Raw genomic sequence first — 20,540 nt, forward strand, 5'->3', positions numbered from 1 at the left:
GCCGCAACGACTTTCCTGTCATTGGGGGGGGCGGCCCCGTTTTTGTGGGAACCCGTCCGGGAGCGATTTTGCAGCGGTCAGCGGCGGGCTTGCTGATGACGGAGTACAGGGATGGTTGGGCATGGGGCCTGTCCCCATGCCCGCTACTTCGACTTCTTGGTCTTCCGCGTGGACTCGGACGCAGCGGCCGCCTTGCGGCTATGGCTCGATGACGTAGTCGACAGCGATCGCGACGCAGCGGTGGTTGGCGAGCCGACGGCTGCTCCCTGGGGACCGCTGGTGTAACTCCCACGGCCGCGGGCCATGTTGGCGTATGAATCGGCGGTCATGGCGTCCCCTTGGTCGGCGGGTTGAGTTTGGTGTCGAAGTAGTGCTTACGTTGCACCCATCGGAAACCTTCGTGCTTGGTTACTGCCGCGATCTCTATTGGACCACCAACGGTGGGATGCCCAGGGCAGAACCGTACAAAACCAATTGTCACCTTTACCAGGAATTCAGCAAGGTCGACGGCATCCTGAATTGGCATGGCCGGGCCGACGATACCGACTCTGATCTGGTTCGCGATGTCCTCGGAGAGGGAGATTGCCTCTGCATCGTCGGCTGCTAACTGAAGGTTCTTCAACGCTCCGGGTGTGAAAATGCTCACGCCGTTGAGGAGTCTGGAGATTGCCTCCTGTTGGCCCCACCACGCGGCGCCGGTGTCGCCCGCGAGGATCTCCATCGGTCCGGTGCAGCCGCTCGGCGTCATTTCGAGATAGAAGATCTCTGGCTCGTCTTTGCCGGAGCTGTATCCGGCCAACGCGAGTCCGAGCAGTGGCACGTCCTCCCCGTTAGCCGTTGCGGCCGTGGCTAAAGGCTCGTAGTGCTCGTCGTAGAAGAATTTCTTGAACTGTTCAGCGACTTTGGTCATTTTGTAGCTGGCGGGTTTCAGCTTCCAGTCGGCTGGCCCTGTGCTGAGTCTGGCCCGTAGATCTTTGGCCAGGGTCGAGATGGAGGCTGGGCCGATGTTGCCGAGTCCCCAAGTCAACACCGATATCGGGAGTCCTTTGTACAGGTTGAAGATCTTGTTGGCGTTGTTGTAGATGTTGATGACGGTCGGGCCCGAGGGGGTCTGTGCCTGGACCGTTGTTGCGCTGTCCGATGCCACGACGTATCCGTCGTTCACCTTCACCACTAGGGCAATGGTCACGGGATGAATATCGCATAGCGTCTGCGCCTGTAGTCGCAGATCCGGGTTGTTCACGAGTTGTGTCGCCACTTTCCCGATACAAACCCGCGCAAATTCATCCAGATTTGTGTGCACTCCAACGGACGCTAGAATTTGTATCCCGTTGTGCCCCAGCACTTCAACGGACTTCAGTGGATCGAACTGCTCCCTGCGCATACGCGAATAGGTCAGGAGTTCGATTCTCCTAGGCGGCTCCAACTCGCGGCGACGGCACACGCTACCGATGGTGCGGCGGTGCTTCGTCGCGCAGTCGGTCTTCGTCCCACGCCGTTCGCATCAGGTCCTCGTCGGCGAACCGCTCGAGATCCTCGCGGGTGATGCGCGGGCGCGGTTTCGGCGTATCGGGTGCCGAGGCCGGCGGTTCGGAACTCACGAATCCATTCTCTCAGCCACCCGTTGACTATCCGGACGCGCCGGGAGTGCCGAAGAGGATCCCGCGGGCGCCGCCGGGGCCGGCGGTGCCGGGAGTCGCGGGTGGAGAAGCGGTTCCGCCCGGGCCACCGTTTCCGCCGTTGCCGATCAGCTGCGCGGACCCTCCGACGCCGCCGTTTCCCCCGCCCCCGGGAGAAGTACCGGCGCCGAGTGCGAAGCCGCCCCTTCCGCCGGCCCCGCCTGCTCCGCCATTGCCGTACAGCAGCCCGCCGCCGCCCCCGCTCGCGCCGGCCCCGCCCTTGCCGCCGCTCTCGCCGCCGATACCACCCGCGATGTCGCCGCCGCGGCCCCCGCCGCCGCCGGCTCCACCACTGCCGAAGAACATCCCGCCGGCCCCACCTAGGCCGCCGGATCCGCCGCTGCCCCCGTTCTTGCCGGGCCCGAAGTTGGCTCCGCCGGCCCCGCCGAGGCCGCCACCGCCCCCGTTGCCGGCGATCAGTCCACCGCTACCACCGGCCCCGCCCAGCCCGCCGAACCCCCCGCTGAAGCCGTCCCCGCCCCCGCCACCTGCGCCACCGTCGCCGAACAGCCCGGCATTGCCACCGGCCCCGCCCTGCGAACCCAGGCTGGTGCTGGTGCTGACCCCGCCCATGCCACCCCAGCCGCCGTCACCGAGCAGCCATCCCCCACGCCCGCCGAGACCGCCGTTGCCACCGGTGAAACTGCCGGATCCGCCGAGGCCGTTCGCGGCGCCGCCGACCCCGCCGTGGCCACCGCCGCCCATCAGACCGGCGTTGCCGCCGTTGCCGCCGTCGCCGCCCCCCGCCGAGACGGTGGCGTGGCCGCCATTTCCACCGTCACCGGCATCACCGCTCAGCCATCCGCCGTGGCCGCCGTCACCCCCGCGGCCACCGGCACTACCGGGGGTCAAGGTCGCTGTGCCAGCTCCGCCTTCCCCGCCGTAGCCCCCGTTGCCCCACATTCCGGCCGGCCCGCCCGCCCCGCCGGCACCACCGACGAGGTTGATCCCGAAGCCTTGTCCGCCCGCCCCGCCCATGCCGCCGTCGCCGAACAGCCAGCCGCCGCGTCCACCGGCACCACCGGCCATCCCGCCGAGTCCGCCCTTGCCACCGATCCCGCCATTACCGATCGGCCGGCATCGCCGCCGGCGCCGCCGGCCTGATTAGTCCCGCCCGCCGCGCCGTTGCCGCCGTTGCCGTACAGGAATCCGCCGGCACCTCCGGCGCCGCCGGGCGTCGTCGCGTCGGTGCCGTTACCGATCAGCGGACGGCCCAGCAGCGTCTGGGTGGGTGTGTTGATCAGGTCGACAACCGGTTGCAGCGGACCGACGTTGAGGGCCTCGGCGGCCGCGTACGCCCCGGCTCCGGCCGTGAGCGTCTGCACGAACTGCTGGTGCAACGCCGCGACGTGCGCGCTCACGGCCTGGTATTGCTGCGCGTACCCGCCGAACAGCGCGGTCAGCGCGGCCGAGATTTCGTCGGCTCCGGCCGCCAACACCGTTGAAGTGGGAAGGGCCGCAACAAGATTCGCCGCGCGGAGCGATTCCCCGATGCCGGCCAGGTCTGTCGCCGCCGACGCCAGGTACTCCGGGGCCGCTGTCAGATAGGACATCGTCGTCCTCCCGCCGTTAGGGGAAACTCAGCTTATCGCCGTGACGGCTCCGCAGGTCGATGTTCAGGCAGATCAGGTGGGGGCCAGGAAACCCACCGGTCCCGACGCCAGGCACAGCGCAAGGGCGGCGGTGCTGGCCTGCACCGTGATCGCGTCTCCGGCGCCCGGCAACCGGACATAGACTCGGTTGAGTCCGGGATGCACCGGAACCTTCACCTCGGGGCCCTCGGAGAGAGCCAGCATCATCGAGCCGTCGGTGTTCGCCAAGTAGTTCAGTTCGACGGTCCAGTCGGCCGGCAGCAGCGGACCATCCAGGATCAGGCGGGCCGGCTGGTCAGGAGCGGCGAAGTAACCACATTGCTCGACGGGCCCAGGTCTGATCGTCCGCACCCAGGTCACCCGCGCGTCGACGAGTTGGCCCTTGCTGTTCAGCATCCGCAACGCCGTTGTCGCCGAAGCGAATTCAGGCCGGTCACGAAGCAGAGCGAACAGGTGGCTGGCCAGGTTCTCCGGCCACGCCACCCGCTGCAGGACCAGCGGGTCGGCTTCCTGATCCAGCAGCGGCACAGTCGGATTCGCGCTTGCCAGACCGTTACGGGCGTTCTTCAGATACGGTTCGGCGGGGTTGTCCCGCCACGCCGTCCGGAATGTTGCCGTCGAATACAGGCTGCTCGCCAGAAAAGACAGTGCCACAACGGATGTCGTCGCGGTGCGTAGCCGGGACGAGTCCAGCCACCCAGCCGATTCGCGGTTGGGCGCGGTCAACGCGATCGCGGACAGCAATGTGAGTACCACCACGAGGTCGGGGAAATACCGCAGCGTTTGTGCCAGTTCGAGTGCGGTGAACCGCGAGGACCGCATCAGGTAGATCGGCACCTGGCAGGCCACGGCGTACCCGGCCGCGCTGAGCCACACGGGCCCTATGCGCCGCTTGCGGATCAGCGAAACCGCCAGCACGCCAACCAAAGTCAGCCAGCCCAGCGTCATCACCAACGGACCCGGGGTGGCCCATGGGGAGGCCGGCGCCCACCGCGCCCAATCCCAGGGTCCGCCAGCCAGACCCGGCACGATGCCGTGGGTGATCGAGCGACGCAGCAGCGCCCACGTCATCGTCAGATCCGAACTCCAGCGCCGCTGGTCGACCACCGACAAGTAGAGGGTCACCCAACCGGCGGTCAGTGCCAGCGACGCCACCCACAGCCGACGCCCCTCGCGCCAAACGGCGCGCACCGGGCTCGGCTCACCCGCGACGTGACACAGCAGGGCGACCACTGCGAAGGCCACGAACGGGATCACCGCGGCTTTCTCGAAGAACAGCAGCCCGCCGAGATAGGCCAGCGCGGCGGTGACCGCGTAGCGCTGACGACCGGTGCGGATGAGCAACACGGCGTCCCCGCACACCCAGGCCAGCGCAGCCAGCATCGGCAGCGAGTTCAGTGCCGCCGCCCACCACGCGAATCCCGGCAGACCCAGCGGCGTGAACAGTGCGAACGTCAACGGCAGCAACAACACCGGCCGCCAGCCCAGGATCAGATACAGCGTGCGCAGCAACGCCAGGGACGCCAGCAGTTGCAGCACCACCAGGCTGACCGCCGGGCCGGTCCAGTCCAGCGGCGCCAGTCGGATGATCGCCCCGGCCACCAGGAACGCACCCGGCATCACGTGCCCGTCGTGGTCGTCGAACAGGTAGGACGGGGACAGCAGATCCTGGGTGCCGGCCCGGCCGATGAGAATCAGGTCGTCCCAGTAGAAATATCCGCCGAACGCCAGCACCGCGCGAATGCCCAACTGCACCGCGATCAACACCGCTGCCGCCGTCGCCACTCTGTATGGTGGGCCGGTGCGCGCACTGGTCACCGGGGCAGCCGGTTTCATCGGGTCGACGCTAGTCGACCGTCTCGTCGCCGACGGCCACACGGTGGTGAGCCTGGACAACTTCGCGACCGGCCGCGCAACCAACCTCGAGCACCTCGCCGACAACCCGGCGCACGTCTTCGTCGAGGCCGACATCGTGACCGCGGACCTGGACGCCGTCCTCGATGAACACCGCCCGGAGGTGGTATTCCACCTGGCCGCACAGATCGACGTGCGGCACTCGGTGGCAGACCCGCAGTTCGACGCGTCGGTCAACGTGATCGGCACCATCCGGCTGGCCGAGGCGGCGCGGCACGCGCAGGTGCGCAAGGTCGTGCACACCTCCTCGGGCGGATCGATCTACGGGGTGCCGCCGGTGTATCCGACGCCCGAGACGGTGCCCACCGATCCGGCTTCGCCATACGCCGCGGGAAAGGTGGCCGGTGAGATCTACCTGAACACCTTCCGGCATCTGTACGGTCTGGACTGTTCGCATATCGCGCCCGCCAATGTCTACGGCCCGCGTCAAGATCCGCACGGTGAGGCCGGAGTGGTGGCGATCTTCGCGCAGGCATTGCTGGAGGGCAGGCCCACCAAGGTGTTCGGTGACGGCTCCAACACACGCGACTACGTGTTCGTCGACGACGTCGTCGACGCCTTCGTCAAGGCGTCCGGAACGGCGGGCGGCGGGCAACGCTTCAACGTCGGCACCGGCATCGAAACGTCCGACCGGCAACTGCACACGGCGGTCGCGGCGTCCGTCGGCGGCCCCGACGACCCGGAGTTCCATCCGCCGCGGCTGGGTGACCTGAAGCGCTCGTGTCTTGACATCGGTTTGGCGGCAAGGGTTTTGGGCTGGCGACCACAGGTCGAGTTGGCAGAGGGCGTGCGCCGGACGGTGGACTATTTCCGCCACTAGAACTGCGCGAGCAGACGCAGAATCGCACAAAATCGCTAGCGATTATGCGATTCTGCGTCTGCTCGCGGAGGGAGTTGCGCGCCTTCCAGGGCGATGGCCCGGGCCAGCCGCGCGTAGCGCAACTCCAGGTCCTTGAACCGCATGTAGGTGCTCAACGTCGTGAAGCTGAACGCCATGATCAGCCCGTAGAGCATCAGGTCGGTGCCGCGATTCACGCCGAACCAGTGCGCGACCACCGTGGTGTCGTCCGGCCGCAACACCGCGTAGATACCGAGCAGCACGAACAGGACGTAGCCCACCTTCACCCAGGCGCGTGCCCGAGCGCTGCGGCGCGACCGCAACAGAAAGATCAGCAGGGCGATGATCGAACCGATCAGCAGCACCTTGATCCAGTTCATCGCCTGATCCTTCCCCGCAGAAACCCGTCGAAGATGATGTTGACGCCGTTGAGCAGCGGCTGGCCCTTCGACTTCGAGTAGTCGGTGTAGAGCACCTCGACGGGCTCTTCGGCCACCCGCCAACGGTTTTCGGCGATCATCATGACGATCTCGGTGGCGTGGCTCATCCCACTCATGGTGATGTTCATCCCGTCGGCGACGGTCTTGTTGAACACCCGCAGACCGTTGTTGGTGTCGGTCAGACCAAGCCGCCGGCCGCGTCTGCTGAGCCGGGCCGCGGTCTGCAGCACGATCCGCTTCAGCAACGGAGGCCGGCTGGCGACGGCTTGGCCGAACCTGGTCCCGATCACGACGTCGACGTCGCCGCGTCGGAGCCGGTCGATCATCCTGGCCACGTCCTTCACCCGGTGCTGACCGTCGGCGTCGAAGGTCGCGAACACCGCGGCCCCGGGCTGCGCGCGGGCGTACTCGATACCGGTCTGCAGCGCCGCGCCCTGCCCGAGGTTGATGGGATGGCGCACCAGATGCGCCCCGGCCTGCCGGGCTATCGCGCCGCTGCCGTCGGAGCTGCCGTCGTCCACGCAGACGACGTTGTCGAAAACCGATCTCAGGTCGGCGATCACCTCGCCGATGACCTGGCCTTCGTTGAAGTCCGGGACGACGATCCAGACGTCATGTGTTTCGGAGCCCATTTCAAGCCACAACGTACACGCCGAGCAGGTCGCGATCAGTCGCCCGCGCGTGCGGCACGCCCGAGGGCGAACAGGTGGACGCCGATACCCACCAACGGTCCGCACAGCAGGGCGACCACGGTGCGGGTCTGCAGCGCTATCGGCAGCATCAACAGCAACGCCGCGGCCACCGTCGCGCCGACCCAGCCCACCGAATACGCGCGATGCAGGGCTGCGGCCACGGTCGCGGAGCCGGTGAGTGTCAACAGCGCGATCGCCACCGCGGCGGCCGTCAGCCATGCCAGCAGCGCACTGGAGGCCTGATACTGCGCGCCGAACGCGGAGCGCAGCAGCCATGGCCCCACCAGCCCGGCCAGCAGCACCCCCAGCCCACCGACGCCGGCCACCAGCAGCACTGGCGAGATCAGCGCGCGCAACCGGTGGCCGCGTTCGTCGACGAAGTGCGCTATCAGGTTGCCCTGCATCGCCGTGAGCGGCACCAGCAACGGCGCGCGGGTCAACGTCACTGCCAGGATGACGACGCCGCCCTGCGCGCCCAGTTCGGCGGACGTCACCTTCAGCAGCACCGGGAAGCCCATCACCAGGATGGCGCTGGCCCCCGCGGCCGTGATCGAGTGCGCGGTGCCGCGCAGAAACGCAGCCATAGTGCCAGGTGTCAGCAGCCGCGCGGTCGCGCGCGCCGTCGGCGACGAAACCAGGATGATGAGCCAGGACACCGAGCCGGCGACGGTCGCCCACAGGAACCCGACCAGACCCCAGCCGAGCACGAAGGTCGCGGCGGCGACCGTGACCCGGATGACGGCGTCGGTGACCATCAGCGTCCCGTAGTGACCCCACCGGTTGGTGCCGGCCAGCATGCCCTGCAACGTCGAATGCAGGCAGAACCCGGCCAGTCCGACGCTGAGCAGTCCGACCGACAACCAGCGCGCCTCGACGAACACCCGCCCGCTCCACAACGGGGAACTGCCCGCGATCAGCACGGCCGAGCTCAAGCCGACCAGGGCGGCGACGCGCAGCGGATGGGTGCGAGGGTGCTCGGGCAGTACGTCGACGTACTGCATCGCCCGCACCTCGCGCGTGGTTTCCTGCAACAGACCCGAAGCAGCGCCGGTGACCAGGCCGAAGGCGCCCCAGAACACCGCGAATACCGAGAAACCGCTCGGCGCCAGGTTGCGTGCCGCCAGGTACACCACGGCGTAGCCGCACAGCGCGGTGACCGCGGTGGCGGTGCCGACCCGCGCGACACTGCCGCGGGTGACCGGCCCCGCCGACACTGCGGGGGGACCCGCGCCGTCCGTCACCGTGGCGACACTAGCGGTCGACGGATCGCGTCAGTGCCCGGTGGTCTTGAACCGCTCCACCGAACGCTGCACCTCGGCCTCGGCCTCCGCCCGGCCCACCCAGTCGGCGGCATTGACGTACTTGCCCGGCTCCAGGTCCTTGTAGTGCACGAAGAAGTGCTTGATCGCCTCGAGCTCGTGCTCTGGAACGTCGCCGATGTCCTGGATGTGATCCCACCGCTTGTCGCCGGCCGGCACGCACAGCACCTTGTCGTCGCCGCCGGCCTCGTCGACCATCCGGAACATTCCCACCGGCCGGACCTCCACCAGCACGCCCGGGAACAGCGGCTGCGGCAGCAGCACCAGCGCGTCCAGCGGGTCGCCATCCTCGCCCAGGGTGTCCTCGATGAATCCGTAGTCGGTCGGGTAGGCCATCGGGGTATAGAGGTAGCGGTCCAGACGCACGCGGCCGGTCTCGTGATCGACCTCGTATTTGTTGCGCTGGCCCTTCGGTATTTCGATGGTGACGTCGAATTGCACGGCTACACAGTAGTCGAGCAGGTGCGGCGGCATTGCCGTGCGGCCGGTTCGGCAGAATGGGACCCGAGAAGACAGGAGATCGCAGGTTTCCATGGGTCCCAGACGCTGGCGCAAGACCACCCACGTGCTCGTCGGGTTGGCGGTCGTTGCGTTCGTCGCCGCCGTGGTGGCCGCCGCGGTGCTGTTCACCGCGGGCGGGCACGGCACCAGCGGGGCGCGGTCCCCCGTTCCGCCGCCGCGGCCGCCGACGGTCAAACCAGGGGTCAGCGCGGTGGCCGACAACGCCGAGACGCCCAGCGCGACGGGCGTGGCGGCGGCGCTGGCGCCGGCCGCGGCCGACCCCAATCTGGGCCGGCTCGGCGGCCGGGTCACCGACGCGATCACCAGCAAGGAACTGTGGCGGCAACTCGACGACGTGCCGATGGTGCCGGCGTCGGTCAACAAGGTCCTGACCGCCGCGGCGGCCCTGCTCACCCTGGACCGGCAGGCCCGCATCAGCACCCGGGTGGTGGCGGCGGGGCAAAGCCCGCAGAGTCCGGTCGTGTTGGTAGGCGCCGGGGATCCGACGTTGTCGGCCGCACCACCGGGCGTCGATACCTGGTATCGCGGCGCGGCGCGGATCAACGACCTGGTCGAACAGATCCACCGAAGCGGGGTGACGCCGACCGCGGTGCAGGTGGACATCTCGGCGTTCAGCGGTCCCACCCTGGCGCCGGGCTGGGATCCCGCCGACGTCGACAACGGCGATGTCGCCCCGATGGAGGCCGCGATGATCGACGCCGGGCGCATCCAGCCCACCACGGTCAACTCGCGGCGCTCCAAGACTCCGGCTCTGGACGCCGGTCGGGAGCTGGCCAGCGCGCTGGGCCTGGATCCGGCCGCGGTGTCGCTGGCCTCGGCGCCGTCGGCGGCCCGCCAGCTGGCCGTGGTGCAGTCGGCCCCGCTGATCCAGCGGCTCAGTCAGATGATGAACGCTTCGGACAACGTGATGGCCGAATGCATCGGTCGGGAAGTGGCCGCCGCCATCAACCGGCCGCGCAGTTTCACCGGCGCCGTCGACGCGGTGACCAGCAGACTCAACACCGCGCACGTCGACACAGCCGGTACCGCGCTGGTCGATTCCAGCGGCCTGTCCGTCGACAACCGATTGACGGCGCGCACCCTCGACGGCGTGATGCAGGCCGCGGCGGGGCCGGATCAGCCGTCGCTGCGGGCACTGCTGGATCTGCTCCCGATCGCCGGTGGCAGCGGCACGCTGGGCGAACGTTTCCTCGACCGCTCCACCGACCAGGGGCCCGCCGGCTGGCTGCGGGCCAAGACGGGTTCGCTCACCGCCGTCAACTCCCTGGTCGGAGTGCTCACCGACGCCAGCGGGCGGGTGCTCACCTTCGCGTTCATCTCCAACGACGCCGGCCCCAACGGCCGCAACGCGATCGACGCGCTGGCCACTCGGCTCTGGTTCTGTGGGTGCGTGACGTGAGCCCGTCCGCAGCTTCTGCCGAATTGACCATGGGCGACGCGGTCGACTGGCGGTTCGCCGCCACCGTGGGGGAGAAGCTGGCCCGCGGGGGCCCGGTCACCTCCGAATACACCCGGTCGCAGGTGGCCGATCAGTTGCTGCGGTCCGCCGAGCAGGCCGAACCGCCGGTGCGTGACGTCACCGGACTGATCACCGACGGCGCGGTGCCGCCGGCCCGGATCGTGGACCGGCCGCAGTGGATCCGGGCGGCTGCCGAGTCGATGCGGCTGATGACCAAGGGCGGCGACAAGCCGCGCGGCTTCCTCACCGGGCGGCTCACCGGCGCCCAGACCGGCGCGGTGCTGGCGTTCGTGTCGTCGGGAATCCTGGGCCAGTACGACCCGTTCGGGACCGACGGCGGAACCTTGCTTCTGGTGTATCCGAACGTCATCGCCGTCGAACGCCAGCTCAAGGTCGATCCGTCCGACTTCCGGCTGTGGGTGTGCCTGCACGAGGTCACCCACCGGGTGCAGTTCACCGCCAACCCCTGGATCGCCGGCTACATGTCCGATTCGCTGGCCTTGCTGACCCGGGAACCCGCCGAAGACATCCGTCAGGTCGCCGGTCGGCTCGCCGAATTCGTCCGGACCCGTGGCGCCGAGGAGGACGACTCCGACGCCACCGGGGTTCTGGGCCTAGTGCGCGCCGTGCAGTCCGAGCCGCAACGCCGAGCGCTGGATCAGTTGTTGGTGCTGGGGACGTTGTTGGAAGGACACGCCGAGCATGTGATGGACGCGGTCGGGCCGATGGTGGTTCCTTCGGTCGCCACGATCCGCCAACGGTTCGACGAGCGTCGGCAGCGTAAACAACCGCCGCTGCAGCGGGTGCTGCGCGCACTGCTGGGTCTGGACGCGAAACTCAAGCAGTACACCCGCGGCAAGGCGTTCGTCGACACCGTGGTGGACCGGGTCGGCATGCAGCGCTTCAACACCATCTGGACGGGGCCCCAGACGTTGCCCCTGCCCGCCGAGATCGAACATCCGCAGCGATGGATCGATCGGGTGCTGTAGCCCAGTTGCGCAGGGCTGCAACTGATTTCGCGCAGGACCATCTGGGTTCCGACGACCGCTGGTGCGTCGGGCTGTCCGGCGGCCCGGATTCGTTGGCGCTCACCGCCGTTGCCGCAACGTTGCGTCCGACCACCGCGCTGATCGTCGACCACGGGCTGCAGTCCGGATCCGCCGCGGTCGCCGAAACCGCACGTACGCAAGCCCTTTCGCTTGGATGTGCGGATGCTCGGGTGATTCGTGTCCAGGTCGGTGCCGGCGGCGGCCCGGAAGCCGCGGCGCGGGCCGCCCGCTACCACGCGTTGGACAGCCACCGGGACGGTCCGGTGCTGTTGGCGCACACGCTCGACGACCAGGCCGAGACGGTCCTGCTGGGGTTGGGCCGCGGTTCCGGGGCCCGGTCCATCGCCGGGATGCGCGCCTACGATCCGCCGTGGTGCCGGCCGCTGCTGGCGGTGCGCCGCGAGGTCACCCACGCCGCGTGCCGGGAACTGGGCCTGACCCCCTGGCAGGACCCGCACAACGACGACCGCCGCTTCACCCGGGTCCGGCTGCGCACCGAGGTGCTGCCGTTGTTGGAGGACGTACTCGGTGGCGGGGTCGCCGCGGCGCTGGCCCGTACGGCGACCGCGCTGCGCGAGGACACCGAGCTGATCGACGCGATCGCCGCCGAGTCGCTGCGCACGGTCGCCGCCGGATCGGGACTGGACACCGGCACCCTGCGCGCGCTGCCCGACCCGGTGCGGCGGCGGGTGATCCGCGGCTGGCTGCTCGCCGGCGGGGCAATCGGACTCACGGACAAGCAAATTCGCGGAGTGGACAAGCTGGTCACCGCCTGGCGCGGCCAGGGTGGGGTGGCGGTCGCGTCCGAGCTGCGCGGTCAGCGCCTGGTCGCCGGGCGGCACGACGGTGTCCTCACGTTGCGACAGGAGGCGATTTGACGGCTGCGTTGGTCGATCACAGCCGGGCGTGGCAGGCTGTGCACGTGACGGCGGAGCTGTACCCGGGCGATATCAAGTCGGTGCTGCTCACCCAGGAGCAGATCCAGACCCGCATCGCCGAACTCGGGGCGCAGATCGGGGACGACTACCGCGATCTGGCGGCCGAGACCGGTCATGATCTGCTGTTGATCACCGTGCTCAAGGGCGCCGTGCTGTTCGTCACCGACCTGGCCCGCGCGATCCCGCTGCCCACCCAGTTCGAATTCATGGCGGTCAGCTCCTACGGTTCCTCGACGTCGTCGTCGGGCGTGGTCCGCATCCTCAAAGACCTCGACCGCGACATCCACGACCGCGACGTGCTGATCGTCGAGGACGTCGTCGACTCAGGCTTGACGCTGTCGTGGCTGCTGCGCAACCTGACCACCCGGCATCCTCGCTCGCTGCGGGTCTGCACGCTGCTGCGCAAGCCCGACGCGGTGGGCGCCAACGTCGACATCGCCTACGTCGGCTTCGACATCCCCAACGACTTCGTCGTCGGCTACGGACTGGATTACGACGAGCGCTACCGCGACCTGTCTTACATCGGGACGTTGGACCCGCGGGTGTATCAGTAGCGCTAAGTCGGCTCCCACACCGCGGTCACCGAGAAGTCGACCGTCTGCTGGCCCGGTTCCGGCGGTGCCATCGCGGCGCGCGGCGCCGGCACCTGGCTCGGAGGTGCGGTGTGGGATCGCAAGATGACAGCGTGGCGATTGCCACGGCTACCATGGCCACAGCGACCGACCTGCGGACGGATTGCGTGGAGCTAAATCGGATCGGCATGCCTGGGCCCTAGCTGCCAAAACCATCGATCAGTAGACATCTTTTCTCCGCCGCCAGGACGCCATTTGTTTACCTTTTATTCAATCAAGGCAGGAATAGCAGGCGGCTTGACGAGCCAAAATGTGGTGTGCGTAGCGCTAATAAGTGACGCAGGTAACTCCCAGCAAACAGTTGTGGGGTTGAGTGCTTGCGGACGGCCGGTAGCAGAGCACAGTTGGGTTTCACCGCTTTGACACTCGCACAGCAAATTCGATGTGTGCTTGGCCAGCGGTCAGCGCCGCAACCGCTGCGATGGTCGCGGCCCGATGCGTGCAACGGGCCTGAACGGCTCCGTCGGAACAGCGCGGTCGCTTTTCCTCAGTAGGAAGCCATATCCCCGACTGGTTCCGCTACAGCAAAGTTGTTGTTGTGCAGAGCTTCTTCTGTCGCGTACACCGTCGGCGGTCCAAGTCGACACGAGGCAGGGTGACCGTCGAGCGGCGAGTCGCGCGCAGCGTTCAGTCCGGCTTGATGACCGATCCTATCTCGGTGTAGCCCCTGTCAAGGCCACAGCAAAGAGCGCTTATCGCACGTAGGGGGATATCTCGCACAACATTCGGAAATTTCATGCCAAACTCATATCATATCTGAAACATATAAAACTCAAATAATATTTAGATTGCCGCTGCGGATCGGGCGTAGCAAATGAATAGTTATTGACTCGCCAGTGAACAAGCTGGCTGACACCTGTCTTGTGCCTGAGTGCCTGGCATAGCGTGTCGTCTGGTTCGCTTCGGCGTCGAGGGACGGTGATGTCCCCTGGCGCCGAACGCTGTTGAAACAAAAGCTTTATTCAGGGAGGAAGATTCATGTCGCTCGTTTTCGCAGAGCCGGAAGCTTTGGTGGGGGCAAGTTCGGAGTTGGCGTCCATCAACGCCGCAATGGCTGCTGGGAACGCCGCCGCGGCCATGCCGACGACCGGAGTGGTCCCGGCCGCATCTGACTTGGTGTCGTTTCTGACCGCCGCGCAGTTCGCCCGCCACGCAAACCTTTACCAGCAGATCAGCACGGAGGCCGCCGAGATTCACCAGCGCATGGCCGTCACGCTTGGCCTCAACGGAGCGGCGTACGCGGCTACCGAGGCCAGCAACGCCGCTGACATCGACTAGTCGAGAACCGACTCGAGAAGGAACTGTTGTGGATTTCGCAATGTTGCCGCCGGAGGTCAACTCGGCGCTGATGTACGCCGGACCAGGATCGGGTCCGATGCTGGCCGCGGCGGCGGCCTGGGAATCGCTGGCCAGCGAGTTGCAGAGTACGGCGGGCGCTTGGACAACCATGCTCACCGGGTTGACCGATGGGCCCTGGCAGGGTCCGTCCGCGGCGGCCATGGCGGCCTCCGTCACACCCCATATCGCCTGGTTCGGCAACACGGCCGCCTTGGCGCAGCAGTCCGGCGCTCAGGCGACCGCTGCGGCGAGTGCATATGAAGCCGCGTTTGCCGGCACCGTGCCGCCGGTGGAAATCGCGGCCAACCGCGCGCTTTTGGCCACTTTGCTGGCGACGAATTTCTTCGGCATCAACACCGCGGCGATCGCGGCGACCGAAGCGCAGTACGCCGAGATGTGGGCACAGGATGCGACAACGATGTACTCCTATGCGGGTGCTGCAGCGACGGCAGCGACGTTGAACCCGTTCGACCCCGCGGGGACGCTGAACTCGATTTACGCCGATGCCCTTGCGGGTATAAACGGTCTCAACTCGAGCCTCAATGCGCAGGGCTTTTACGATGTGCCCCGAGCTCTGCTGAGACTCGGCGGACTGACCAATGAGGCACCGGGACTGAGCAACCCGCTGAATGCGCTCGGTCTCACTGGGCACACCTGGAACGCCAACGGCGACGGTATCGTCGTCAACGGCGTGCTGGGCGACTTCGTCGAAGGCTTGACCGGATCGCAGACGATTGACGCCAGCACATTCGCCGACGCCTACATTCGGTTGGTCAACCCCGCTCGTCTGACGGTCACCCAGATGAAGGACTACTTCGGCCTCGCGCACGACCTACCCTCGTGGGCCAATGCGGGCGCCAAGGAAGCCGCGGCGGCCGCCAAAGAGGCCGCCAAGGATCTGGCCGCGATTCCGCAAGCCCTCGGCGGCGGAGGACTGGGGGGAATCACGGGTGCCGTCGGCAGCGCGGCCAAGGTTGGCGCGGTGTCGGTTCCGGCCAGCTGGACGGCCGGCCCGGCGGCAACCCCGATTAACGTGGCGCTCAACGGTGCCGCCGGTGCGGCGGCCGCTGAGCCCGCGACGGCCGCGTTCGGCGGGCTGCCGATGGTGCCTGGCGCCGGCACGGGTCGTAGCGTGGCGAACTTTGCCGCGCCCCGCTACGGGTTCAAGCCGACCGTGATCGCTCAGCCGCCGTCCGGGGGATAACCGGCGGCAAACCACGACGGCGCGGCATCCTGCCGCGTTGACCGCGCATGACAATCAAACCTCGACGATTCTATTAAGGAGAAAATTCATGGCTACACGTTTCATGACCGACCCGCACGCGATGCGGGCGATGGCGGGCCGTTTCGAGACCCACGCCCAGACCGTCGAGGACGAGGCCCGTCGGATGTGGGCGTCCTCGCAGAACATCTCCGGCGCCGGCTGGAGCGGTCTGGCTTCCGCGACCTCGCTGGACACCATGGGCCAGATGAACACCGCGTTCCGCAACATCGTGAACATGCTGCACGGCGTGCGTGACGGGCTGATCCGCGACGCGAACAACTACGAGCAGCAAGAGCAGGCCTCCCAGCAGATCCTGTCCAGCTAGCCCACCAGAACCCATCCAGGAGGAATACACCAATGTCGATCAATTACCAGTTCGGCGACGTCGACGCCCACGGCGCGCTGATCCGCGCCCAGGCCGCCAACTTGGAGGCCGAGCACCAGGCCATCGTCCGCGATGTGCTGGCTGCCGGTGACTTCTGGGGCGGCGCCGGTTCGGTGGCCTGCCAGGAGTTCATCGCCCAGTTGGGCCGCAACTTCCAGGTCATCTACGAGCAGGCCAACCAGCACGGCCAGAAGGTTCAGTCGGCCGGCAACAACATGGCGCAGACCGACAGCGCCGTCGGCTCCAGCTGGGCCTAGCGGTTCGATCGATCATTCCCCGTCGTCGCTCACCCGAGTCGATGACGGGGAATTTTCGTCTTCCGGAGCCGAATCGGCTACCGTGCTGCCGCCAATTCGGCGCTGGCGCGCCGCTCGACCAGCAGCGGAATGAAATCCCGAATCGGGCTGTGCTGTAGTCGTGCGCGAGCGTTCTGGACGGCGCCGGACACCTGAGCCGGGGGAAGATGGGCGTATTTGGTCGTCAGCCGGTGCTCGATATGGGCGATCATCACATCCTCGTTTATCTCGCCCACCCGGGTAAGAGTGCTTGAGGAAGCACCGCCCGTCAACTTGGAATTTAAATGCGATGCACCCAGTGGTTTCTAGGGCGTTACCAGGATCTTGCAGTGCCGCTCCGGGTCGGCCAGGTCGTCGAAAGCTGCGCCGACGCCGTCCAGACCCACCTCACCGGTGATCAGCGGGCTGACGTCGATATCGCCCTCGGCGATCGCGCGCAGCGATGCGCCGAACTCCTCCATGTCATAGGCCAGCGAGAACTGGATGTTGATCTCTTTGGCGGTGCCGAAGAACGGATGGATGGTGTCGGGTTCCATGCATACGCCGGCGACCACCAGGCGGGTCCCCCGCCGGGCCCGCCGCAGCACGTCATCGATGATTCCGGGCACGCCGACCGCCTCGAACACCACCGCCGCCTTGACGGCGTCGAACGGCGAACCCTGCGCCGGATCCAGCGTCCGCTGCGCGCCCATCAGCGCGGCGAGTTCTCGGCGCTTCGGCGAAAAATCAGCTGCCACAATGTTTTCCACGCCACGGACGCGCAGAGCGGCGATGATCGCGATGCCGATCGGGCCGCAACCCAGCACGAGTGCCACCTCGTCGACTCCGATCCGCGACTTGTTCACGGCGTGCAGTCCCACCGCCATCGGTTCGGTCAAAGCCGCATACCGCAGATCCAGGCCGTTGGGGATGGGCAGCAACAACGGTGCCGACAGCAGCATCCGCTCGGCATAGCCGCCGAGTGTGGTGTTGCTGTAGACGATCGGCTCGACACCCTTGTCGGACAACAACACCGGAAGGGCGGTGACCAGCGTTCCCGGCGGGTGGGTTTCGGTGTCGGGCCCGGCCTCGAGCACCTCCGCGCTGAACTCGTGCCCCATGAAGACGTCGCGATCCAGATCGACGCCCATCCGGCCCGCATCGCCGGCCACCTGGTTACTCATTTCCAGCACCGTGCTGCCATGCGCGGCGAAATGTAGGTCAGATCCACAGATTCCGCATGCACGCACCGCGACCAGTACCTGCCCCGGCCCGGGAACCGGGTCGGGCACGTCGTCCCGGTAGACCATGCGTCCGTCGCGCAGCACCGACGCGCGCATCAGTTGGCCGCGCCGTCGTGTTCGGCGACGTGCTGGGTAATCGCCTGCACCACAGCCTGTCCGGCGCGACCGATCAGTTCCTCGCGCTTGTCCCTGGCCCATTCGTGCGATGCCCGAGGCGCTTCGAGTTGACCCTTGAAATGCGGAATGACCTTGCGGGCGAATAGGTCGTAGGAATGGAAGGTCGCCTGCGGCGACGCCCAGTCGTGGCCGAGCAGCAACAGCGTGCCGAAACCGCCGGAGCGCTCCAATAGATCCTCGATGTGCGCGATCGCATCCTCGGGTGTGCCAATGCAGCAATTTCCTTGCGCTGCATAGTCAGCGACATACTCGCGGGGCGACTGGCTGCCGTCGACGGTGTTGGAGAGCGGGACGAACCCGGCGGCGCCGAAATACTTGGCGAAATCCAGCAACCCGTACGTGCAGTCCTCGATCGCCTGGTCGCGGGTGTCGGCGATGTGCATGATGCTCAAGACCCGCCAATCGCGGCGGTCGGGTTCGTCGCGGCCGACTTTGGCGGCCTGCTCGCACACCACCTCCCAGGTGTTCTCCAGCGCCGCGTAGCCGCCGGGCACCGACATCGACAGGGACAGCAACGAAGTGCCCAGTGTGCCGGCCAACCGTGGGCCGGATGGCGAAATCATTGCCGCCGTGGAGATCTCGGGATACGGCCAGGTGTAGGGCCGGATGTGCAACTGCGCGTCGCGCAGGGTGAACCAATCGGAGTGCCGGTCGATGCGCTCCTCGGGGGCGGCGCGGAACAGCGCCAGGATCGCCTCCAGCGATTCCTGCATCATCCGGCGTTGGTCGATCGGGTCGATGCCCATCATGTAGGCGTCCGACGGCAGCGCGCCGGGGCCGGTGCCGAACATGACCCGGCCACGGGTCAGGTGATCCAACAGCACCCAGCGGTCGGCCACCATCAGCGGGTGGTGGTACGGCAGCGAGACCACTCCGGTACCCAGTCGGATGTGCTTGGTGCGCTCGGCCGCGGCCGCGATGAACACTTCCGGGCAGGCGATCAATTCGTAACCGCCGGAATGGTGTTCGCCGAACCACGCCTCGTCGTATCCAAGGCGGTCCAGCGCTACGACGCGTTCCATGTCGTATTCCAGTGCCACCGTGGGGGATTGGCCGGTCGGATGGAAAGGCGTGATGAAAACACCGAATCGCATTGGGGCACTCACCATTCCACTCCTTTCAGGAATTCGAGAAGCGTCGTGTTGACCTCTTGGGGACGTTCCTGCTGTATCCAGTGGCCGGCGCCGTCCAGCATCACCTCGCGGTAGGGCCCGGTGATCACTTCCGCGGCCCGGTCGGCGCGGGTGAAGCTCAGCACCGGATCGGCCGTGCCGCCGATGAACAGGCACGGCACCGAGATGGTGGCCCCGGCGAGTTCGGGTGTCGTCTCCCAGTTGCGGTCGAAATTGCGGTACCAATTCAGGCCGCCGGTGAAACCGGTGCGGGTGAATTCGCTTGTGTAGTAGTCGAGTTCGTGCTGGCTGATCCAGTCCGGAAGTGCGTCGGGCTCGGGTAGGCGGTCGATGAAACCCTCGGGTCCGGCGGCCACCATCCGCATAGCCGCGCCCTGGTCTTCCGAGAGCCGCAAGCTGCCCATCATCCGGCGCACTGTGCGGGCCGGGTCCGCGTTGAGCTCGGCGTCGGCCACGCCCGGCTCCTGGAAATAAAGGATGTAGAAGAAATTGTCCCCGAACATCTTTCGCCACGCCTGCGTCGGGGCGGCCTTGGGGCGGGGCGTAACCGGGACGCTCAGGGCGGCGACCGCGGCGACCCGGTCGGGGTGTAACAGTGGTGCGTTCCACACCACGGCGGCACCCCAGTCATGGCCGATCCACACCGCCCGCTCGGCGCCGACGTCGTCGAGCAGACCGGCGAGGTCGGCGGTCAACTGATGGACGTCATAGGCCTCGATCGCATCGGGCCGTGACGACCCGCCGTAGCCGCGCTGATCGGGAGCCAGCACGTGATAACCGGCGTCGGCCAGGACCGGAATCTGGTGTCGCCAGGAGTAGGCCAGCTCCGGAAAACCGTGGCACAGCAGCACCACCGGCGCACCGCGCTGCCCGGCCTCGATCACTCGCAGCTGCACGCCGTTGGTATCGACTAACCGTTCGGTTGATAAGCCCACCGTCTCACCAAATCACAACGGCCCCGGGCTGAGAAGGCCCGCCGGAGATATCGGGAGAGCCGCGGCGCATCATGGTGACCTATGCGGGTGGATCACGTCGTGCTGTGGACCAAAGATCCGCGCGCGGCCATGGATTTCTACACGCGAGTGGTCGGGCTCGCGCCGGTTCGGTTCGAGGAGTACGAAGCCGGCGACGGGCCTTTCCCCAGCGTGCGGGTCTGCGACGACGCAATCATCGACCTGATGGCGACCCAAGGCGCGGTCTTCACCGACGCGATGACCAAGGTCGACGGCAGTGCGGGGCATACCGTCAACCACGTCTGCCTGTCGATGACCAAGGACGAGTACGACGCGCTCGACCAGCGGCTGCAGGACGAAGGTGTGGATACCAGCGCCCGGCTCAGTCCCAGCTTCGGCGCCCAGGGCTGGGCACCGCAGGCCTACTACTTCGCCGATCTCGACGGCAATGTGCTCGAGGCGCGTTACTACGAGTGATTCGCTTCATCAGAGCCGTCGAGTGTCACGGCCGAGTGGCCGTCGCCGCCGAGCGTCACGACAGCGTGACGCAGGGGTCGCGGCTCTGCCGGAGCTTGCGATCGCCACGGGGCATATGCGGGCGACCCGCGCCGCTCCGGCTCTGCCGGAGCTTGCGATCGCCACGGGGCATATGCGGGCGACCCGCGCCGCTCCGGCTCTGCCGGAGCTTGCGATCGCC

21 protein-coding genes and 2 pseudogenes are annotated in these 20,540 nt (G+C 67.3%); 10 read left to right on the forward strand and 13 right to left on the reverse strand.

Translation table 11 applies throughout. From position 1 onward, the window contains the following. Nucleotides 1–325: 325 nt before the first annotated feature. From AC5Y4D_RS22125 to AC5Y4D_RS22140, 4 genes and pseudogenes are all read right to left on the reverse strand, one after another. The gene (locus AC5Y4D_RS22125; protein ID WP_500038203.1) at nucleotides 326–1,384 is read right to left on the reverse strand and encodes a hypothetical protein; all 1,059 of its coding nucleotides are present in this window, start codon (nucleotides 1,382–1,384) and stop codon (nucleotides 326–328) included. Nucleotides 1,385–1,445: 61 nt separating this feature from the next. Next, the gene (locus AC5Y4D_RS22130) at nucleotides 1,446–1,601 is read right to left on the reverse strand and encodes a hypothetical protein (protein ID WP_499943411.1); all 156 of its coding nucleotides are present in this window, start codon (nucleotides 1,599–1,601) and stop codon (nucleotides 1,446–1,448) included. Between the two features lie 27 nt (nucleotides 1,602–1,628). Next, nucleotides 1,629–3,232: pseudogene (locus AC5Y4D_RS22135) on the reverse strand (PE family protein). 72 nt (nucleotides 3,233–3,304) lie between these two features. Next, entirely contained in the window at nucleotides 3,305–5,107 is a 1,803-nt protein-coding gene (locus AC5Y4D_RS22140) for a hypothetical protein (protein ID WP_499989981.1), read from the reverse strand. Between AC5Y4D_RS22140 and AC5Y4D_RS22145 the strand changes: the two genes are divergently transcribed. Then, on the forward strand, nucleotides 5,073–6,005 hold the full coding sequence (locus AC5Y4D_RS22145) for an NAD-dependent epimerase/dehydratase family protein (protein ID WP_499989982.1): 933 nt from the start codon (nucleotides 5,073–5,075) through the stop codon (nucleotides 6,003–6,005). The genes AC5Y4D_RS22140 and AC5Y4D_RS22145 overlap by 35 nt on opposite strands. Nucleotides 6,006–6,040: 35 nt before the next feature. Here AC5Y4D_RS22145 and AC5Y4D_RS22150 read toward each other — a convergent pair whose 3' ends face one another. The 4 genes from AC5Y4D_RS22150 to AC5Y4D_RS22165 are packed head-to-tail and all read right to left on the reverse strand — an operon-like array spanning nucleotide 6,041 to nucleotide 8,915. Then, on the reverse strand, nucleotides 6,041–6,403 hold the full coding sequence (locus AC5Y4D_RS22150; RefSeq protein WP_499943284.1) for a DUF2304 domain-containing protein: 363 nt from the start codon (nucleotides 6,401–6,403) through the stop codon (nucleotides 6,041–6,043). Beyond that, nucleotides 6,400–7,095, reverse strand: a complete 696-nt coding sequence (ppgS, locus tag AC5Y4D_RS22155) for a polyprenyl-phospho-N-acetylgalactosaminyl synthase PpgS (protein WP_499943283.1) — start codon at nucleotides 7,093–7,095, stop codon at nucleotides 6,400–6,402. The genes AC5Y4D_RS22150 and ppgS overlap by 4 nt, the downstream gene beginning before the upstream one ends. Before the next feature lie 35 nt (nucleotides 7,096–7,130). Beyond that, nucleotides 7,131–8,396 carry a hypothetical protein gene (locus AC5Y4D_RS22160; RefSeq protein WP_499943282.1) on the reverse strand — a complete coding sequence of 422 codons (1,266 nt, stop codon included), beginning with the start codon at nucleotides 8,394–8,396 and terminating at the stop codon, nucleotides 7,131–7,133. Nucleotides 8,397–8,426: 30 nt separating this feature from the next. Further along, nucleotides 8,427–8,915 (reverse strand): inorganic diphosphatase, encoded by a 489-nt coding sequence (locus AC5Y4D_RS22165; RefSeq protein ID WP_499943281.1) that lies wholly within the window; start codon nucleotides 8,913–8,915, stop codon nucleotides 8,427–8,429. A 91-nt stretch (nucleotides 8,916–9,006) separates the two neighbouring features. On the opposite strand from AC5Y4D_RS22165, the gene dacB reads away from it, so the two are divergent. Genes dacB through hpt form a run of 4 tightly spaced genes read left to right on the forward strand, consistent with a single transcriptional unit; the run spans nucleotide 9,007 to nucleotide 12,996 of the window. After that, nucleotides 9,007–10,395: a D-alanyl-D-alanine carboxypeptidase/D-alanyl-D-alanine endopeptidase gene (gene dacB, locus AC5Y4D_RS22170; protein WP_500038204.1), complete on the forward strand. Its 1,389-nt coding sequence runs from the start codon at nucleotides 9,007–9,009 to the stop codon at nucleotides 10,393–10,395. A gap of 29 nt (nucleotides 10,396–10,424) precedes the next feature. Beyond that, nucleotides 10,425–11,444, forward strand: a complete 1,020-nt coding sequence (locus AC5Y4D_RS22175) for a zinc-dependent metalloprotease (RefSeq protein WP_500038223.1) — start codon at nucleotides 10,425–10,427, stop codon at nucleotides 11,442–11,444. Continuing rightward, nucleotides 11,423–12,382 (forward strand): tRNA lysidine(34) synthetase TilS, encoded by a 960-nt coding sequence (tilS, locus tag AC5Y4D_RS22180; RefSeq protein ID WP_500038205.1) that lies wholly within the window; start codon nucleotides 11,423–11,425, stop codon nucleotides 12,380–12,382. The genes AC5Y4D_RS22175 and tilS overlap by 22 nt, the downstream gene beginning before the upstream one ends. Beyond that, a complete protein-coding gene (gene hpt, locus AC5Y4D_RS22185; protein ID WP_500038206.1) occupies nucleotides 12,379–12,996 on the forward strand; it encodes a hypoxanthine phosphoribosyltransferase in 618 nt (205 codons plus the stop codon). Before tilS ends, hpt begins: the two co-directional genes overlap by 4 nt. Before the next feature lie 2 nt (nucleotides 12,997–12,998). Here the strand turns inward: hpt and AC5Y4D_RS22190 are convergent. Further along, nucleotides 12,999–13,100 (reverse strand): annotated as a pseudogene (locus AC5Y4D_RS22190) (SIMPL domain-containing protein); the annotation flags it as partial. Between the two features lie 952 nt (nucleotides 13,101–14,052). Here AC5Y4D_RS22190 and AC5Y4D_RS22195 point away from each other — a divergent pair. The 4 genes from AC5Y4D_RS22195 (at nucleotide 14,053) to AC5Y4D_RS22210 (ending at nucleotide 16,318) form a co-directional block, all read left to right on the forward strand. Continuing rightward, on the forward strand, nucleotides 14,053–14,352 hold the full coding sequence (locus tag AC5Y4D_RS22195) for a PE family protein (RefSeq protein ID WP_500038207.1): 300 nt from the start codon (nucleotides 14,053–14,055) through the stop codon (nucleotides 14,350–14,352). Between the two features lie 40 nt (nucleotides 14,353–14,392). Then, a complete protein-coding gene (locus tag AC5Y4D_RS22200; RefSeq protein ID WP_500038224.1) occupies nucleotides 14,393–15,616 on the forward strand; it encodes a PPE family protein in 1,224 nt (407 codons plus the stop codon). A gap of 88 nt (nucleotides 15,617–15,704) precedes the next feature. Next, entirely contained in the window at nucleotides 15,705–16,001 is a 297-nt protein-coding gene (locus AC5Y4D_RS22205) for a WXG100 family type VII secretion target (RefSeq protein WP_499942468.1), read from the forward strand. Nucleotides 16,002–16,033: 32 nt separating this feature from the next. Then, complete coding sequence (locus AC5Y4D_RS22210) at nucleotides 16,034–16,318, forward strand: WXG100 family type VII secretion target (protein WP_500038208.1); 285 nt, start codon at nucleotides 16,034–16,036, stop codon at nucleotides 16,316–16,318. A 77-nt stretch (nucleotides 16,319–16,395) separates the two neighbouring features. On the opposite strand, the gene AC5Y4D_RS22215 is transcribed toward AC5Y4D_RS22210, so the two are convergent. From AC5Y4D_RS22215 to AC5Y4D_RS22230, 4 genes are all read right to left on the reverse strand, one after another. After that, a complete protein-coding gene (locus AC5Y4D_RS22215; protein ID WP_500038209.1) occupies nucleotides 16,396–16,593 on the reverse strand; it encodes a three-helix bundle dimerization domain-containing protein in 198 nt (65 codons plus the stop codon). A 69-nt stretch (nucleotides 16,594–16,662) separates the two neighbouring features. Beyond that, entirely contained in the window at nucleotides 16,663–17,676 is a 1,014-nt protein-coding gene (locus tag AC5Y4D_RS22220) for a zinc-binding dehydrogenase (RefSeq protein ID WP_500038210.1), read from the reverse strand. Continuing rightward, complete coding sequence (locus tag AC5Y4D_RS22225; RefSeq protein WP_500038211.1) at nucleotides 17,676–18,863, reverse strand: LLM class flavin-dependent oxidoreductase; 1,188 nt, start codon at nucleotides 18,861–18,863, stop codon at nucleotides 17,676–17,678. Before AC5Y4D_RS22225 ends, AC5Y4D_RS22220 begins: the two co-directional genes overlap by 1 nt. Next, a complete protein-coding gene (locus AC5Y4D_RS22230) occupies nucleotides 18,860–19,825 on the reverse strand; it encodes an alpha/beta fold hydrolase (RefSeq protein ID WP_500038212.1) in 966 nt (321 codons plus the stop codon). Before AC5Y4D_RS22230 ends, AC5Y4D_RS22225 begins: the two co-directional genes overlap by 4 nt. Nucleotides 19,826–19,906: 81 nt before the next feature. Here AC5Y4D_RS22230 and AC5Y4D_RS22235 point away from each other — a divergent pair, with 81 nt between their 5' ends. Then, the gene (locus AC5Y4D_RS22235) at nucleotides 19,907–20,320 is read left to right on the forward strand and encodes a VOC family protein (protein ID WP_500038213.1); all 414 of its coding nucleotides are present in this window, start codon (nucleotides 19,907–19,909) and stop codon (nucleotides 20,318–20,320) included. Nucleotides 20,321–20,540: the final 220 nt, after the last annotated feature.

The organism is Mycobacterium sp. NGS67 (assembly GCF_059812185.1).

What these genes read in the sequence shown, in the direction of transcription:
- AC5Y4D_RS22125 (WP_500038203.1), bottom strand. Translation starts at nt 1,384, where the DNA reads ATGCGCAGGGAGCAGTTCGATCCACTGAAGTCCGTTGAAGTGCTGGGG.
- AC5Y4D_RS22140 (WP_499989981.1), bottom strand. Translation starts at nt 5,107, where the DNA reads ATGAAACCGGCTGCCCCGGTGACCAGTGCGCGCACCGGCCCACCATAC.
- AC5Y4D_RS22150 (WP_499943284.1), bottom strand. Translation starts at nt 6,403, where the DNA reads ATGAACTGGATCAAGGTGCTGCTGATCGGTTCGATCATCGCCCTGCTG.
- ppgS (WP_499943283.1), bottom strand. Translation starts at nt 7,095, where the DNA reads ATGGGCTCCGAAACACATGACGTCTGGATCGTCGTCCCGGACTTCAAC.
- dacB (WP_500038204.1), top strand. Translation starts at nt 9,007, where the DNA reads ATGGGTCCCAGACGCTGGCGCAAGACCACCCACGTGCTCGTCGGGTTG.
- AC5Y4D_RS22175 (WP_500038223.1), top strand. Translation starts at nt 10,425, where the DNA reads ATGGGCGACGCGGTCGACTGGCGGTTCGCCGCCACCGTGGGGGAGAAG.
- tilS (WP_500038205.1), top strand. Translation starts at nt 11,423, where the DNA reads ATGGATCGATCGGGTGCTGTAGCCCAGTTGCGCAGGGCTGCAACTGAT.
- AC5Y4D_RS22195 (WP_500038207.1), top strand. Translation starts at nt 14,053, where the DNA reads ATGTCGCTCGTTTTCGCAGAGCCGGAAGCTTTGGTGGGGGCAAGTTCG.
- AC5Y4D_RS22200 (WP_500038224.1), top strand. Translation starts at nt 14,393, where the DNA reads ATGTTGCCGCCGGAGGTCAACTCGGCGCTGATGTACGCCGGACCAGGA.
- AC5Y4D_RS22205 (WP_499942468.1), top strand. Translation starts at nt 15,705, where the DNA reads ATGGCTACACGTTTCATGACCGACCCGCACGCGATGCGGGCGATGGCG.
- AC5Y4D_RS22210 (WP_500038208.1), top strand. Translation starts at nt 16,034, where the DNA reads ATGTCGATCAATTACCAGTTCGGCGACGTCGACGCCCACGGCGCGCTG.
- AC5Y4D_RS22220 (WP_500038210.1), bottom strand. Translation starts at nt 17,676, where the DNA reads ATGCGCGCGTCGGTGCTGCGCGACGGACGCATGGTCTACCGGGACGAC.
- AC5Y4D_RS22235 (WP_500038213.1), top strand. Translation starts at nt 19,907, where the DNA reads ATGCGGGTGGATCACGTCGTGCTGTGGACCAAAGATCCGCGCGCGGCC.